The organism is Sphingobium sp. (assembly GCA_035196065.1).
GTDB lineage: Bacteria > Pseudomonadota > Alphaproteobacteria > Sphingomonadales > Sphingomonadaceae > Sphingorhabdus_B > Sphingorhabdus_B rara.
The window spans coordinates 447,420-464,126 of sequence record CP136575.1; the positions used below are offsets into that span (position 1 = coordinate 447,420).

At 54.1% G+C, this 16,707-nt stretch carries 14 protein-coding genes; 6 read left to right on the forward strand and 8 right to left on the reverse strand.

Features of this window, described 5'->3' with window-relative positions:
- The first annotated feature begins 427 nt into the window (after positions 1 to 427).
- A complete protein-coding gene (locus RSE16_02145; protein ID WRH76291.1) occupies positions 428 to 3,295 on the forward strand; it encodes a plasmid replication protein, CyRepA1 family in 2,868 nt (955 codons plus the stop codon).
- A gap of 829 nt (positions 3,296 to 4,124) precedes the next feature.
- Here the strand turns inward: RSE16_02145 and RSE16_02150 are convergent.
- The 5 genes from RSE16_02150 to RSE16_02170 all read right to left on the reverse strand — a co-directional run bounded on the left by RSE16_02150 (position 4,125) and on the right by RSE16_02170 (position 6,304).
- The gene (locus RSE16_02150; GenBank protein ID WRH76292.1) at positions 4,125 to 4,805 is read right to left on the reverse strand and encodes a hypothetical protein; all 681 of its coding nucleotides are present in this window, start codon (positions 4,803 to 4,805) and stop codon (positions 4,125 to 4,127) included.
- Positions 4,802 to 5,371, reverse strand: coding sequence for a hypothetical protein (locus RSE16_02155; GenBank protein WRH76293.1), 570 nt, complete (start codon positions 5,369 to 5,371; stop codon positions 4,802 to 4,804). Before RSE16_02155 ends, RSE16_02150 begins: the two co-directional genes overlap by 4 nt.
- Before the next feature lie 117 nt (positions 5,372 to 5,488).
- Entirely contained in the window at positions 5,489 to 5,746 is a 258-nt protein-coding gene (locus RSE16_02160; GenBank protein WRH76294.1) for a hypothetical protein, read from the reverse strand.
- A 42-nt stretch (positions 5,747 to 5,788) separates the two neighbouring features.
- Positions 5,789 to 5,941 carry an HIT domain-containing protein gene (locus tag RSE16_02165; GenBank protein WRH77277.1) on the reverse strand — a complete coding sequence of 51 codons (153 nt, stop codon included), beginning with the start codon at positions 5,939 to 5,941 and terminating at the stop codon, positions 5,789 to 5,791.
- Between the two features lie 138 nt (positions 5,942 to 6,079).
- On the reverse strand, positions 6,080 to 6,304 hold the full coding sequence (locus RSE16_02170) for a hypothetical protein (GenBank protein WRH76295.1): 225 nt from the start codon (positions 6,302 to 6,304) through the stop codon (positions 6,080 to 6,082).
- A gap of 634 nt (positions 6,305 to 6,938) precedes the next feature.
- On the opposite strand from RSE16_02170, the gene RSE16_02175 reads away from it, so the two are divergent.
- Entirely contained in the window at positions 6,939 to 7,256 is a 318-nt protein-coding gene (locus RSE16_02175) for a hypothetical protein (protein WRH77388.1), read from the forward strand.
- A 177-nt stretch (positions 7,257 to 7,433) separates the two neighbouring features.
- A complete protein-coding gene (locus RSE16_02180) occupies positions 7,434 to 8,240 on the forward strand; it encodes a GDSL-type esterase/lipase family protein (GenBank protein ID WRH76296.1) in 807 nt (268 codons plus the stop codon).
- A gap of 941 nt (positions 8,241 to 9,181) precedes the next feature.
- On the opposite strand, the gene RSE16_02185 is transcribed toward RSE16_02180, so the two are convergent.
- Both RSE16_02185 and RSE16_02190 read right to left on the reverse strand, forming a co-directional pair.
- Positions 9,182 to 10,855 carry a M20/M25/M40 family metallo-hydrolase gene (locus RSE16_02185; GenBank protein ID WRH76297.1) on the reverse strand — a complete coding sequence of 558 codons (1,674 nt, stop codon included), beginning with the start codon at positions 10,853 to 10,855 and terminating at the stop codon, positions 9,182 to 9,184.
- A gap of 659 nt (positions 10,856 to 11,514) precedes the next feature.
- Positions 11,515 to 12,732, reverse strand: coding sequence for a fumarylacetoacetate hydrolase family protein (locus RSE16_02190; GenBank protein ID WRH77278.1), 1,218 nt, complete (start codon positions 12,730 to 12,732; stop codon positions 11,515 to 11,517).
- Positions 12,733 to 12,819: 87 nt separating this feature from the next.
- On the opposite strand from RSE16_02190, the gene RSE16_02195 reads away from it, so the two are divergent.
- From RSE16_02195 to RSE16_02205, 3 genes are read left to right on the forward strand one after another with little or no spacing between them, the layout of a single operon-like run.
- Positions 12,820 to 13,461, forward strand: a complete 642-nt coding sequence (locus tag RSE16_02195) for a TetR/AcrR family transcriptional regulator (GenBank protein ID WRH76298.1) — start codon at positions 12,820 to 12,822, stop codon at positions 13,459 to 13,461.
- A gap of 4 nt (positions 13,462 to 13,465) precedes the next feature.
- Positions 13,466 to 14,287: a hypothetical protein gene (locus tag RSE16_02200; protein WRH76299.1), complete on the forward strand. Its 822-nt coding sequence runs from the start codon at positions 13,466 to 13,468 to the stop codon at positions 14,285 to 14,287.
- Entirely contained in the window at positions 14,284 to 15,630 is a 1,347-nt protein-coding gene (locus tag RSE16_02205) for an FAD-binding oxidoreductase (GenBank protein ID WRH76300.1), read from the forward strand. Before RSE16_02200 ends, RSE16_02205 begins: the two co-directional genes overlap by 4 nt.
- 114 nt (positions 15,631 to 15,744) lie before the next feature.
- Here the strand turns inward: RSE16_02205 and RSE16_02210 are convergent, their stop codons facing one another.
- Positions 15,745 to 16,365, reverse strand: coding sequence for a glutathione S-transferase family protein (locus RSE16_02210; protein WRH76301.1), 621 nt, complete (start codon positions 16,363 to 16,365; stop codon positions 15,745 to 15,747).
- Positions 16,366 to 16,707 lie beyond the last annotated feature (342 nt).

A 16,707-nucleotide genomic window follows, 5' to 3' on the forward strand; every position in this document is an offset into this window, starting at 1 on the left:
TCGTTTTCGGTTTCTGGATTTTGGACAGCATCACCATTCCTCCTGACCATCGGAAACAAGGAATTCAGGTAGGTCGAACTCCTGATTTGCATGGGCATGAGACTGGTATCGGTAAGAACGAGCCTGATTGCTCAATGACGATCGACAGCCGCTAGAAACCGAGTTTTCTCCGAGCAATTCATCGACCATCTGGAACTGGTGGTTTCTAGTGGCAAGAAGCTGGGACTGATGGAGGATATAATTGGCCATCAGCTCAACGAGGACTGACGTCCTCGTTCTGCCACTGGCGTGGCAGATTGCGTCGAACCTCTGGCGAACTGTGTCAGGGGCGTTAAAGTTTGTCAGCGATTTGGGCATTGGATACTCCTCTGAAAGCCAAAATCCATAAATATGACATATTTATCAGATCTATATTTTCAGGGACTTCATGCGGCGGGACACATTAAAAATCGGGTTGAACTGCCAGTTCACAGGCAAACCAGCCAAGACCGCATCGATTAATTATGCCGTTGATTGGGAGCCAAGTGAGATCACGGCGGCAGCACTCATTGACCATATTCGCCAAGGCTTCGCGTTCACTGCCCAATTCCGTGATAGCTACCGCAAGACCACCAACTTCATTTGCTCAGATTTCGTGGCGGCAGATTTCGACGGCACAATGACGCTGGAAGAGGCGCAGGCGCTGCCGTTTGTTCGAGTGCATTGCTCTTTTTTGTACGCAACGCCCTCACACACCGCTCACCACCATAGGTTTCGGGCGGTGTTCCTGCTCGATGAGACGATCACGGACGCTAGGGCTTGGGCGGATTGCCTTTATGGCTTGGCAATAAGGTTGGGCTCCGATCGCTCTATCAAGGATGCAGGCAGGATGTTCTTCGGAAGCCCCGACTGCGAGGTGATCGAAATCGGCGGTCGCCTGTCTGCTGATGAAGTCGATAAATTGATCACACTGGCGCAAGATGAACGTCGCCGTTCACGACACCCTGCGGCGATGGGAGCAGCTATCGCTTCAACGTTGAAGCTGGGTGCAGACTTGATCGTTCAGTTGAAGGATGGGAGCGCTGCCGAGCTGGCACGGCTGGCACCGAATACCAGCGTTGCCTGCCCCTACCACGCTGACGAACACCCCAGCGCCTTTGTCGTTCGATCCAATAGAGGGGCGAACGGCATTCACTGTATGGCGTGCAATGCTACGTTCTGGACGGACGGCGGCAGTCCCTATGATTTCTCTACGTTCGACAAGCTGGTGGAAGAACGCAGCACCAAAGACAGCGCCGAGCGACAGGTAATCGAAGGGGACGATAATCCATTTGTTGCGTTCTTTCCCCCAGACCCCAGTGTGTTCGTTCATCAAACGAAATTTTTGCCGCCGCTCGATTACAGGGCGGGGATAACGGCGATCAAAAGCCCCAAGGGCTCAGGAAAGACCGAGGCGCTGGCGGCGCTGATTGAGCAAATCAGGGAAGAGCGCTTTCCCCCTGCGATTGCGAAAGGGGAGCGCCCGAAGTCGGTCTTGCTGATTGGGCATCGCCAATCGCTGATCAAGGAGGCTGCTAATCGCCTCGGGCTGGATTGCTACCTTGATGATGAGGACAAGGGCACACACCGAAAGAAGCGGTTTGGCTATGCCATTTGCCTCGACAGTCTGCACAAGATTGCCATGGGCGCAGGCAAAGGCACTGCCCCTTCTCAATATGACGTCATCATCCTTGATGAGAGCGAACAGGTCATAAGCCACCTGTTATCCGAGACGTTGCGGGAAAGGGTTGGGATGCCTGCGGCGTTTGCTAGCCTTGAATTCATGATCCGCAGAGCTAAGGCAGTTTATGCGTTGGATGCTGACCTTGGCTTGATCACCCTCCATGCGATGAAGAACCTGCGCCCCACCGATTGGGATAAGGCGCTGCGGATTATTCACAACAAGCCGTTGGCGGTCACGGATCGCAGGACCATGCAGGTCTACCAATCGAAGAAGGACCTACAAAATCGGATGCTGGACGCCATTCGTGCGGGCAAACGCTGCTTCATCGCCAGCAATTCCAAAGCGACCGTGGAGGTGCTGGAACAGCTGATCCGCAAGGAATTTGGCTCTTCATTGAAGATGGTGGCAATCACCTCGGACAATAGCCGTGGGAAGTTTGAGACACATTTCGTCCAGAACATCCAAACGGAATTTCTCAAGGTTCAGGTGCTGATCTGCTCTCCTTCGCTTGGTACGGGCATAGACATTTCCTTCCCTGAAGGGCGGTGTGAGGTCTACGAGGTATTCGGATTTTTCTCCCCTCACGTGAACAAACACACCGATATTGACCAACAGCTGGCTCGGGTTCGCAATCCTGGGGCTGTGTCAGTGTGGTTCGACGCGGGTGGATCGAACTACGAGACCAGCCTTGATGTAGTAAGGCGGCAGCTGGCGCTAGCGAACTATGTGCCCACGACGATGTATGGGTTGCTAGATGATGACGGGAATCCATCGTTCAATGAAGCCGATCCGCTGCTCAACATCGCCGCTCATGTCATGGTGGCACAGCGATCATCGCAAAACAAAATAGTCTCGCTCTTCGAGCGGCTTCGCCAATCCAACGGTTGGGAGATCGTGAAGGTCGAGAAACTGCCCAAGGTGACGTCTGATCGTAAGTGGAAGGATGCCCAACAGGACCTGAAGGAACGGAGAATCCTTGGAATCCTTGAAGCTCGGGAGCTGGACGACAGCGAATACATCGAGCTAGCGGCTGACAGAGACAGGGGAGCAAAACTGCCTAAGGCTGATAAGTTTGCCTTGGAGCGCCATGAGCTCGAAAAGGCATATAATCGCCCAGTGGACCGCCGCCTGATCGAAATGGACAAAGGTGGGGCGCTGAGGGATCAGATTGCTGTATTTCGTAAGCTGTTTGGGGAGCAGCGATTTGCCGAGCCGTTGTTTGATCAAATTGCGGATACCATCGAGGCTAGGAAACCGCTGATCAAACAACCCCTGTGGACTTTGGTTGCCACAATGATGGTAGCGGCTGGGTTGGTGAAGGATGCCGCATTGGTGGCGACGAAGAAGATCAGGGCTGAGGACCTCGGTCGGTTGAAGCAGCTGCTCACCGACAATCGAGTGATGATCGAGGAAGCGATCAAATCGCCACTCAGGGCAGATTATCTCAAAAACCCTGTGAGACAGCTCAACGTCTTTCTGGGATTTGCGGGCTTGAAACTGGTGGCGACCAAGCGGAGACAACAAGCAGGTCAGGCGAATATCGAATACAAACTCGATCCATCCACCGTGATGGCCATGAACTCGTTTTCATGAAAATGAAAGTGGATAGTAGAAAACTATTTTTTACATTAATCTCTATATAAAAGATATTGGGTTTCTAATAACCCCTCATTTTAATTAATATAACTATGACAATTATCAATACAATTAGCAATCATAAACTATGTAATTAACATTTAAGATAAGAAAATCATGGAACTGAAATAGATCCTATACACATAATTGGACAACATCTCATCGACTACATTCAAGCTATCAACACTGGTATCTCTCTTCATCAGGTCGCAAAGCTCGACCTCTTCGAGCGTTTTTTGGGTCGAATGACCCGGCTGCTAAGGCTCGCTGAGTGATTTCGAGCCTTGATCATGTCAGTGATTTCGAACGTGATCGATGGTGTCGAGGATGCCGAATACATCGCCCTGTCTGTTGGCATCGCCAATTGTGCTGACATTTTCGTTGGATTGGCGAGTGGGCAGCATAGCTAAGCCACATCAGGACAAATCTGCCGAGCCACCTCTGTCCTAAATTTAAACATCGCTTTGGGGCATATTCAAAACATGGGCAGAGGGAGTGTTTCTCTTTGACATTCAGAGGAATTTTTATGTTCGATTACATGATTAAGAAAGGCTGTAGCTTGGAATTAGAGATATATGGAGTTTATAATCACAGTGATGAACCATCCCGCATAATGTGTATGCACGACAGGCACTTTTATGAAAATCAGCTGACAGACGAATTTGAGGAAGATGGGGAACAGTTTATCGTATTTTCTGTCACAGCATTAGAGTGCCCCAGCATACCTTGCGGGATCGGAATGATCGTAAATAAGAGAGATGTGATTAAGCTATAGTGCGCTTGGTAGTCATGGAAATCTGCCTTTCGAAACCGCAAAGCAGACATCCTGAGCCTTTCTGATAGACCTCCGCATTTGCCTAATTTGCTCTTCAGCGAAGCGGAGGTTGCCCTTCCGATCAGCCTGAGCTTCTCGCAACAGGAAACTCGGTAGCCATTTAGCCTTCGGGCGGTTTAGCAGCCTATCCCTGACTGCCTGCAAGAAGTCCGAATTGATGGTCGGCTTCCCCATCTCCAGCCAAATACAATAAATCACATGAGCTTCGTGGAGCGGTCGCCCACGGAGCTCTTTTGCGTCGATCTCGTAGGTGCCGAACCCAGCTGTCAGCGACTTCACCCCTTTGGTGTCCAGCCCTAGCTCCTGCAACCGTTCCCTCTGTTTCGCTTCAATTAGCGCTTTGATCTCTGGCAGCGTTTTCGTGACGGGCAGGTTCAGCGGAATTGATACGTTCAGGACGTTTGGAGCCTTCGACACCTTGGTTGCTTCCTCAACCTGAGTGACACCGAATAGGTAGCCATGGTCCTTCCACCACACACGGAAGTCTAGCCCACGGGGATCGCCCCACGGCTCATAGAAGTCACGGACCTTGGCGAGGTTGTCCTGCAAGGCAGGGTCATCAAGAGCGAGTTTGTAGAACTCGAACCATAGCCGGATGTGCTGACGGCGGGATTTGATCTGCGGCTGGGTCATCCGCCCGTTCCGGTATTCAGTTCGGTCGGACGCAGCCGCTCTCGTAGTCGGATCATATCCACAATTTCTCTGCCGATGCTTGAGGTGCCCAACGTCTCCTTCATCGCCAAAATATCATCGATCACAGCATTGATGGCTATCGTCCGAACCCCGCACTGCCGGATCATTTCAAGCTCTTCAGGGTAGTTGGCGGCGCCGTGCACAAACACGTACTCCCATTCCCCCCCAGGAAGACACTTATCTCGCATAGCTATTCGGATAGGGTGTCGAAACTTCTTCTCCACCCACGCCTCAACCGACTGCCTCAAGATGGGTTCGGACCGTTTAGCTGCTGATCCAGAGTTGTTGACACCGAGTTCCGCCTGATCCGCTCTCGTCAGACTTGTGATGTAGCCCACCGGGTTCATCGAAACTGATACTTCGTAGTGGTGACGCTGTATCCGATCTCCATCCAAACGGATCGCAAGAAGGTCCATCTCGTGGACGCCTTGTTTAAGTCCTCGGATCGTAAAATAGAATTTTCGGTTGAGCCACTCTTCAACCAATTCTTCTGCAATCAAAGCCATTCCGAATCCCGTCCTGTTACAAGAGGTTGGCGATTATGATCGGTTCAGGCAAGGGCGAGTTCGTAAAATTCGAACGACAGGCAAATGTGCTGTCGCCGAGATTGATCTGCGGCTGGATCACTGCCTCGTGTCTTTCCGCCGGGATTTAGGACAGTACCAATCTTGGCGACCGGTATCTTCAATAGCCAATACCCAGGCATGATCGAACGCAGCTTTAGAAAATCGACCAAGTTCGGAAAATGCCAACAAGCGATACTGCTCCTTGGTGAAGGCTTTGGGCTTTCCGCCTTTCATATGCGGCAGTAGCCAATCCCGTATCCGCTTTCGTTCAGCAACGGCGTTGTCCATCATGGCTTGTCGAGATGGATGGATCATAAAATATTCGTCAGTTTAGTATTTTTGCTTCGCAGGGATCACTCACCGAACACCGCCCCTTGGCTCTTCAACGTCACCTTTGCGGCGAGGGATGAGATGCATGTGGCAATGGAAAACAGTCTGCCCCGCAGCAGCGCCAGCATTTATACCGATGTTGAAGCCAGTGCGACGGCTCAGTTTGGATTTTACTGTCAGAAAACAATAATCACTTTGGTCCCAAACTTATGGGGACCAGCACGATGCAGGACGCTTGCGGTTGGCTTTTGTTGCAGAAATCAAGCCCGGCACCAGGTCATTTGGTTCTTTTGAGCCGTGACGCAGTTTGAATGGAAGCTATCTACGGGCCATGCGCTCTTCAAGCATCACCACAGCAATGTCATGAGTTTCGCGCCGATCATATTCATCGCCATTGTCGAGGATTGAGCCAAGGCGTCCCATGCTGATGGCAGCTAATTGAGGATCGCCGGAATAAGCGGTCCAGACTGCACCCGTCGGTCCGTGGGTGACTTTATCGCAGTCCAGTTGAAACTGCTCACGCATAGCTTTGACCTGCGGCATATGACCCCCGTCTGGCTGCAAGATACTACAAATTACGTATGCAATGTAACACCAGCTAATACTATAGAAATACAGAATTATGACGTACGTCTCGATCAGTTAAGTCGGCAGTGCACATTTGTTCGATGATACTAGTGAGCAACGCCTTATTGAGAGCGTCTTCAGACTGTGCTGAACGGTCCACAGGACATCTGCCTTGATACGCTCATTGCGAAGTTACTTGGCTGACCCCAGTTACAAGTTCCTACCGTTACTTAGGCAGCGAGCTGTCGGCTTGCCAATTTAAATATGTTCGGATCGTGTTCGGATTTTTATAAGGTTCAATAACAATATGATCTAAAAGTTGAATTTTATCGATGCGAATCTTGCCAAGGTTGGGGTCGAGGGTTCGAATCCCTTCGCCCGCTCCAGTTTTCCTCAGAAAATCAACGATTTAGAAAATAACTTCCCTACGGGAGGTGTCAATTTTGCTGTGCTCGTGTTCTTGTGATCGGCCTCGCTGTCAAAGGCGGCCATTTCTGCGGGGCTATATTCCTTGGTCGTGAAAACGGTCCAGCTCACGCAGAGCAACATGGCAGCACCGCCAACCCAAAAGCTATAGCGCACCGTATCGGGGATTGTACCTGCAGGTGCGGTGTCGACGCATTTGCCATTAAGCGATCCCAATTGGTCAGAAGCAGAGCGGCAGGATATTTTTGCGGCATGGCGGAAATTTGCGGAGCTGGAGCTCGGTAAACCAAATGGCAGACGCATCTGGTTCGATCACGGCACCGAAACGTTGGACGCCTTTTACCCGCCTTATCAAGAAAATCTTGATGCGGCCTTGGTCACGAACGGATGGAAAAAGGGCCGCGATTTTCAAACGACCGTTTATCCCGGCACGCCGCATGAGGAAAACGCGTGGGCGGCGCGTATGGATGATATCTTTGGCTGGATGCTTCGGAAACGGTAATGGGCTACACCGCTCGCACCACGAATTATCGATATACCCCGCGGGTTACCACCCCGATAGGTGAAGGCGTAAAGCAGCCGTGCGACATAGTAACATACGTATACTTATGACGTATACTCATCATGAGTTGCACTTTGTGATATCGTTCCACCCCAACGCAAGGAATGGAGGGTAACTATGACACATCGCAGACTTTGGGTTTTCGGCGTGATGCTGGGCATGGGAATCGCAACACCTGCTTTTTCAAACCCAGTGGCATTGGCACCGACTCACTTTAACTCCGAAGTTCCGACTGCAAGGGTCGACTACTGGCAAAAGCGCGCGGCAGAAATCGATCAGCAACTGGCTAGCAAGCAGAGCTTGAAGCCAGTCCGGCTGGTGTTCGTTGGAGATTCGATTACCGATTTCTGGCACCTCGATGCCAATCCGTGGTTTCCTGGGAAATATTGTGGACAAGCGATCTGGAATGAGAGCTTCGGTGGAGCGGTGTCGGCGCAGACGGCTCTCAATCTAGGTGTTTCGGGAGACCGCATCGAGCACGTCCTCCACCGGCTATTGCCTGTCGCTCAAGGCGGCGAAGGATGGCTGGACAGGCGGGATTTGCAGCCAGACACGATTTTCGTAATGCTTGGCATCAATAACTCGTTTGATAGCGAAGATCCGGCCACTGAGAGTCTCTACAAAGGCGTCTTGGCAGTGGTAGCGCGCATTCACGAACGAAAGCCAAAATCGCGGATCGTCATTCAGTCTTTGCTACCGACCGATGACGATATAAAAAACCGCAATCTGGTTATTCCCGTGAACGACCTGCTACGTAGCTTTGCGGCAAATGCCGAGGGGACCGAATACCTCGACCTCTATCCCTCGTTCGTCGATGATCACGGCGCGCAGCGGCGCAACCTTTTCAACGATAGCTTACACCCAAGTGTTGAGGGCTATCGAATCTGGCGTGATCGCTTGCTTGAGGTCCTTCACGCCGGCTGACAAGAGACCAGGCTGCCGCTCTCTTTTGCGCATCGCATCTACTTTCAGAAAATTGTCGGATACTTGAGAATGTCTGGCATTGGGCGCAAAACGGCCGCTAAAACATTGAACACAAAGCTCTCTGAGCAAGTGGCGTGGAAAATGTTCGGATCGTGTTCGGATTTTTCAGGAGCTTTATAAATATCTGATTTATATTGGAAATTTCATAGATCCGAATCTTGCCAAGGTTGGGGTCGAGGGTTCGAATCCCTTCGCCCGCTCCAATGATTTCAATGACTTAGGTGATAACGCCTTTGCTGCCCAAAGCGGGGTTGCAGCCTGCGTTTTTATGATCGTTCTAATTGGAACGCCCAAGAAAAAATCGTGGAAATTCAGTGTTTAAGTAGGCCTTGGATGGGGCATTGCCGGTTTACGTGATTGGCACTGCGCTCATCTTTGTGTTCGGCTCGCTCCTAAAAACGGATGAGCGACGATCATCCGTAACGCTTTGGGACCAGTCCGCGCAATACCAAACCCCACAAAAGTCACATTTGCCCAGGAACAGCCGTTGGTGTCGAACACCGTTCGCCAGCGTTCCAATTGGAACAGCTTGCCCTGTCGGAAAGCCTAATCGGCCGTCGTCCTTGATCAGGTGTCATGGCAACTTCTGGGCCGGCAGCAGACTGTCCGCTTTTGGATAGATGAGTGCGCAAAGCGGACAGACTGCTCACGACCCAATTGCTGACGTTCGCAGCGAAGCCCTTCTCCTGACCGCTTTGCGCCCAATAACGGTCATCCAAGTTTTTCAGACAGCCCCTAAAAGCAGACGCCCATCACCGTATCATTTGGTAGCAAAAATAGGTGGGGGCCGGATAGGTAGCTTGCGACTCAATGTCCGCAAAAGCAGGTGCCGTGAACAGAGCAACACAGGCAGAATTATGATTTTCTAAACAAACCGCCTTTTACTGCTTTCTATCAGAATAAACGGCTCGGGTCGCAGCAGGCGCGTCAAGTAGGACCCAAAGCGAAACGGATGCTGCACCCAGCAAGGTGGCAACGGCTATCGCCCGTGCCTTTCGAACCTCCATGCCGGGCCAGAGCGGTAGTGTCGATAGAACCGCCAACGCCAGTGGCAGCGCTGCGACGAAGGGCAGCGTCGGGCCAACCCCTTGCATCAACTGATGACCCAGCGCCAACATGAAGCCTCCGACTAGTGCTGCAATACCAATCCGTACGGCAGAATACCGCACCCAGAGGGTAAAGGTGACGAGCACCATCGGTAGAACAACCACATAGGCCGCCGTCGGCGCCGATGCTTGCGCGGCAAGGCTGATGATGAACAGTGGTAGCGCCGCTCCTACGACACCAGCGCGACTTGGCTGCCAGGCAGCAAAAGCCGGGAGAAACGCCGCCAGCGAGCCCAACGCCGCCATAACCTCTAGCCGGGGGATCGCGGCCAAGCGATCATAATAATTGGCAGGCTCAAGCCCAAGGGATAAGCGGTTAAGCGAGAAGAGTATCGCTGCACTTGCCACGATCAGCGCTAACATACGTCCAGCGCCCGCCGCTAAACCGTCTGCTCCGTCTTGCCGCACGGCAAGGACCATTCCGCCCGCCGCAATGATTATCATTCCCCAACCCAGCCAAGAGGGATAAATCGCAGTGAACAACCCGAATACGTCAAAGAACACGGCATCAGCCGCCCTTTGGGGAAGTCTGTCTGCATTAACGAGCGCCTGGGTAAGGTCTAGAACCTGCCCACCCATGTCCTGTAATGACCGTTGATCAAGGTTGTCCGGCGTTGCCAATGGTGAGTGGTAAAGGCCGGATCGGCCGATGAAGGCAAAATTATAAGCTGCGTAATCATGCTCGATCACAGGTGTCAGATCGGAATCATTGGTCAGGAGCGCGTAAATGAACGCTGCAAGTGAAGATGCACCAGGGCGATTGACCGCATCGGCGTAAACCTGCATTGCTTCACCGTTCTGGTGTGACGTCTGGAACAGGGTGGTCCGCCCTCCGCTTCCGCGTGCTTCCATATTGATAACGGCGCCAACGCGTTTGCGCAAAGGATGGTTCGCCCAGAATTGACGCGCACCCTGCAGGCGAAGTTCTTCGCCATCGGTGACCAGCATGACCAGATCGCGTTGCTGCTGCCCCGTGGCGCGGATTGCGCGCACGACTTCCAAGCTTGCAGCAACCCCTGATGCATCGTCTGCGGCACCGGGCGAGCCCCAAACCGTATCGTGGTGCGACATCAGAACAACTGACGAAGCGTTGCGATTTTTTCCCGGCAGAATGCCGATCAAATTGACAAATGTGGCCGGTGGATCGTTGCGTCCGCTCCAGTGATTGAGCCGCTTTACCCCCTTGGCGTCGATTCGGCCCGTGCTGGTCGAAACTTCCATCCCGAGAGCTTTCATGCGGCGAATGATGTGCTCGCGCACGACTGCGTTCTCGGGGGAGCCGGTGACATGCGGATGTTTCGCCATTGTTATCACGTCCGCCATAGCCCGGATTGCGGAGAAGCTTAGTGCCGAGGCATTACCCGGCATTGCTCTTGGCGGAGTAGTTGCAAAAAGCGCCAACATGAACGCGACAATCAGCGCCACCAAAAACGGGCCAAATCTCTTCATGCGCTTCCCCCTTGATCGGGCAGCCTGTTGCCCGCCCCACGAAGTCAGGTCAATATCTGCGTAACAAAGCTCTAACTTGCTTGTCCAGTGCGACCCCAACCCAAAGGAGAGCCGCGCGCTGAAGTATCGAACGGCGCTTAGGCTTCAGGATCCGCTAGCGGCCCAATTCCTGGTGCTCGCAGCAAAGCCCTTCTCGTGACCGTTTTGCGCCCATTTGCTGACAGGCTGCTTTTGGTAGCTCTCCCTCCAAAGCTGCCCGTCCGTTGATGAGTGTCTCGCGGTCGCTTCCCAAGGTCCGATTGTGGGTGGGAAGCGGACATGCAGATGAGCTTCGTTTTCCGGCTTATTCTGAGCCGGAGGCGGACTGTCTGCTTCTATGCGCGGATCGATGAATAGCTGCCGTTTATGCAAGTCAGAAAGCCTAGCTTTTATCTCTAATTTTGCAGACGTTCGATAAGCCTCTCGCGTTTTGCAAAACCTGCCGTTCGTTCAGCTCACACTTTTCCGTTACTTATTGCTGCTTTTGTGGATCAGCTTGATCAATGCTAGTGTCTTGAATATTGTGAGAAGCAGACGTTACGCTGGTCCCAATCCGACCCACGCTTCTCAACTGGAGCGAGTGCGATCAAGAACAAGGCATTACGAGCCGAGCAATTAGATCATGGTCGGACAACCGTGATGACGATGTCGCCAAGGAAGTTCGAACGATGACGCACCACATCGTTTGGCTGCAGGAAATGGCCGCCAGCGAGTTCGTTGGCGATAAATTTCCGGCGCGCGATATCCATCATTGATTGGCTCGCCATTGGACCGCCCTCAATTGCATAAGCGAACGCCGCATCGATCAGGTCTCTGCGCGTTGGTGGTGTGAAGATCGTGCCCTCAGCTGTTCCAGACATCAGTGTGGCGGTCGGTGGAATCGCGCCATCGGGCATGAGCTTGGAATAGTTGCCGCGATAGAGAAAACGCGCTTCGGTCATATCGGAGAAGGCCTTCTGCGAGAGCGCTCGGAAGTCGAGCGTCATCTCTCTGCCGCGCGCGTCTTGGCGCGGCGCGCCGTTGATTGCGGTCGTCATGCGGATGTTGGCAACAAACGTCTTCCAGTCTCTGGGAATAACGAGAAAAGGCCCCGTTGGAAAGAAATCGGGCCCGCTCTTGGCATCGCTAAAGCCGCTGCCTGAATCGAGATTATCCGGATCGGCCAGGTTGATAAGTGCGTTGCGATTGGTGAAATCGCCGCACAGGAAGAATGCCTTTACCGCTTGATCAAAGTCCTCGGCAGTTCGCAATGTCCGGTCGAAACGGACGCAGATTTCGACCTCGTAATCGAGCAGGATGCCCTCGCGTGCCTGCACTTGGGTGCGTGCGGGAGAGGCGGGACCGAACTTGGGAAACTGGAACACGGCGCCGCTCTCGGCCTCTTCGGCGTGCTCGGGGAAATTAGTTCCTGTACCGATCTGGCGGGTGCCAGCTGGGCCTGACGGCAGCAGATCACCAATTGCAATCGTGACCTTCCGTATCGTGCCAGCGCGCCCGGCTAATACCGGGGCCAGGTTCACGGCAGCCAGCGCCGCAAACGGATCGGCTGTCGCTGGGGCACCGAGTTCGGCTAGGTCGATGCCGGTAACGCTCTCCCCTTCCCGGGCGAGCACCAGCAATGTGTGCGTGTCGCCATTCGGCGCACGGAGCTGCGCAAGCGTGATAGCCTGCTCAAGCGGGGCGATGCCCTGAACAAGTGGCTTGTCCTCAAAGCTTGCCGGATTGAACCGTGGATCGGGCGATGTCGCCCAAGCCGTGAACACGATTACCGCCATCGCGATCATCGACCAGCCAAACCACTTGGCGACCTTTCTTAAGGTCATTCGATTTTGCGGCATCGGCTGCAATCCTCCCTTTTGACGTCCACACAACTTCAGACGCAAAACATTATTGACACATGTTATAAAAATATTCAAGTCGACAGCATGTCAAGACGCGAAGAAGCCAAAACATTCAACCGAGCGCGCATTTGTGCGGCGGCGGAATCGATTATTCGCAGCGAAGGTATGGACAATCTCACCATGCGTCGCTTGGCCGTGGTGGCTGGTGTCAGCCTGCGTACGCCCTACAACCTATTCGGATCGAAGACCGATGTGCTGATCGCACTGCTCGATGAGGCAGTTTTCAAATTCACCCAATTGGGTTCGGCCCACGCTGACGGTGCGGCGATAGCGCGCATGTTGCGCGCGCTTGGGCAGATTGAGACGTTTTTCGACAGCGATGAAACCTATTACCGCGGCATTTATGCCGCGATCATGACCTCCGATCATCCAGAGGTTCGCAGCACAAGCGTCGACCGCGCAATCGCATCGGCGCGCGTGTTAATGGCGCAAGCTATCTCCAATGGCGAACTGCGTGCGGACACCGATGCCCAGTCGTTGGGCCGCCACCTCGCGATCACGCTCCTCGCGGTGCTTGGCATGTGGGGTTCGGGGTTCTTTTCGAACCGCGAAAGCATGGCGCAGGCGCGGCGCGCGTGGCTCGCGGTCATGCTACAGCATTGCAGCGAGACATCGCGCTCCATGCTTGCAGCGGCCTATGAAAACCCCAGTGACATTGGAGACTAATACCATGAACCAACGGCTCCTTGGATACCTACCGGACGAGCTTGCGCAAAGCCCCTATGCCAGCTTCTTCAATCCCGAGCTCGCACCGCTTCAGCCACAAGTCGCTGAAGCTTTGCTCATCGGACCGCAGGCGCAAGAATTGTTTGCACCTGCTAGCGCGGCTGCAAGCATGGCTGAACCGGGCTACTGGCCGGTTGAGACCGGCTATACCTGTCCGACCGACGGCTCGATCCGGGTGTTCTGCCTGACCGAGATGCCGGGCGTGACGCCAAGGATGTGGGACTGGTGGTTCGGCTGGCACGGCTGCGAGGCGCAGCGCTATAAGCTGTGGCACCCAAAGGCCCATATCGACGCGCGCTGGGCCGACGGGCGCAACGACGAAAACTATATCGGGCGGACATCGCTGATCACCGAGTATCTTGGCCCGAGCGTCTTGAAAGGGGCCATCGGCTTTGTGCCGCCTGCTGTTATGGGCTTTAACCAAGATCGGCTGGCCGCGCAGGGTGAAGTAGTAATCTGCGCGCGCGTCGGTGTGCCCGGGACTGCGCTAAAGGGCGGGTGGCTTCTACACCAGTTACGCCCAGTTGCAGGCGGCAGCGAAATGCGCTCGCGGATGTGGATGGGTGGGGAAAATACCGCGCTGGGCGATAATCCCGGTGCCATAAGACGAGGATTGGCGAGAGCCATTCGTCCGGTTGCAAGCAAACTTCTTCCCGCACCCGCAGACCTGCTTGTCCATAATGCGCAAGAAATGGCGCATCTGGCGGGCTTCCTCCCACAATTGTTCGATGAATTTGGCGCTGCCTATCGCGAGCAGCAGGCATGAAACGTCCCTCGGGCCGGGGCCGCGTCTGGCGACGCGGCGATGCCGGCTTCGACAAGGCTGTGCTCGCAACCAGCTTTAACGCCCGCGACCCGGGCGTGCGGCCAGAGCTTCTGGTCGAGGCCAATGATGCAGGTGATGTGCAGGCCGCCTTGCAACTGGCGCGCGACAACCTTTGGCAGGTCAGCATCGTTTCGGGCGGTCATAGCTGGGCGCAGAACCACATCCGCGACGGCGGACTGCTGCTGAGCATGGCCCGGTTCAACCAGATTACCATTGATCCAGTGACCAGAATTGCACTGGTTGGTCCCGGATGCTGGGGGCTCGACCTAGATAATGCGCTGCGAAAGCACGGGCTGTTCTTCCCCATCGCCCATGCACCCGATGTCGCGATGGGTGGGTTTCTGCTGCAAGGCGGTTTCGGCTGGGGCAGCCGCGAACTAGGACTGGCGACCGAGAGTTTGATAGGCATTGATCTGGTGCTGGCCGATGGCCGTCAGGTCCATGCCAGCGCCAGCGAGAATGCAGACTTGTTCTGGGCCGCGCGCGGATCGGGGCCGGGCTTCTTTGCGGTAGTGCTGCGCTATCACCTAAAGCTTCACCCCCGCAAAAAGGTCACTGCGTTGAAGCTGCAGGTCTTTCGCCAACGGCATCTGGAGCAGGTCTTTCGTTGGGCCGATGACATCGGCAGCGCCGTTCCCCAATCCATCGAATTTCAGATACTCATCACCCCTAAGGCGCTGGGTATCTTCCAGCCCGGCATTGAAGTCATCGCGCCGGTTCTTGCCGACAGCTGGGCCGAAGCGCGTGAAGCGGTGCGTTTTATCTCCGATAGCCCAATCCGGAAGCTGACGAGCTTCACCACCCCGCTTGTGCCCATGAGTACGAGTTTGATGTCTCGGGCCGCCAATATCACCCATTTCCCACCAGACGTGCGCTGGTGTACCGATAACATTTGGACCGACGCGCCGATCGACAACCTACTGCCCGGCCTGCAAGCGATTGCCGCCACGATGCCACCTGCGCCGAGCCACAGCCTGTGGCTGAACTGGCATCCACAGCGGCAGCGGCCTGACATGGCGTTCTCGTTAGAGGCGAAGCGTTATCTTGCGGTCTATGGCGAATGGACGCGTGGGGAGGACGACCATCTGTATGCCAATTGGGCGACTGAACGGATGGCCGCGATGCAGGCGCATGCTGTGGGCATCCAGTTGGCAGATGAAAACCTGGGAAAAAGGCCGGCTCTCTTCATGAAAGATGAGAATTTGGCGCGGCTGGACCGTTTACGTTGCAAATATGATTCCGGGGGGCTTTTCCGAGCATGGATGGGGCGGCCGGGGCTTTGATACCGCCCCGTAGCACCGACATGATGTTGCAAAAAAGGTCAGGGCCGGGTCGCAACCAGAATGGTGCGTTGGATATGATTATCGGAGAAATAGTCCGGGCTATTTGCGTTTGCCTTACAGCCCCATAACAATTGCCTTGGCAAAGGCGGGGCGCTCGCTGATGCGCTGTACATAGGCTCTCAAATTGGTCATTTCTTCTGGAATGCAGACAAGCCGATTGCTCATGAAAGCGGCATGGCCGAGCATAATATCTGCACCTGAGAAATCGCCGATCAGATAATCCTTGCCGGCAAGCGTTTCATCGACCGGCTGCCATGCCCGGGTCAGCAATTTGCGTGCCTGCTCCAGGACGGTTTCGTCGCGGCGCTCGGGCGGGAGAAGTAGCGTGTGGACGACAATAGTGTTGACGGGAGGCATCACCATGCCTTCGCAATAATGAAACCATTGGAGATAGGGGGCAAAGTGAGGTCCATCGACAGCGGGCTTCAACCCGCCATTTTTGTGCCGCTCCAGGATATAGTCGACAATGGCACCGGATTCGAAAATCGATATTTCACCGTCGTCGAGAACCGGGACACGGCCTAACGGATGACGGGCACGATGTTCGTCGGATTTGAGATCCTTGGGATGAAACGCCATCAGGTTCAACTCGTAGGGCAATTCAAGCTCCTCAAGCAACCAACTGATGCGGCTTGCGCGGCTATTCGGTGCAAAGTGTAGCTTCAGACTCATCATTCCGTCTCCCGGTTACATTTTTTCGACGCCAGGATGTGCAACGTCGAATCCGTCAGTTTTACTTGCATGGGCGCCGTATTGGGCGGCCAGCGAGCACAATGTCAATCAGGCACAAAGTTCGATTGCGGTAATTGGCAAGTGGGAATGACAGGTTTCGGGCTTGGCATTTGTTCTGCACTGCGACCGCAATTGGGCGCAAAGCTGACACAAAAACATTAAGTACAAAGCATTCTAGGCGCACTGCTTTTAAAAATGTTCGGATCGCGTTCGGATTTTTCAGGCGCTCTATAAAAAGCTGATTTAGAACGGAAATTTCATAGAGCCGAATCTTGCCAAGGTTGG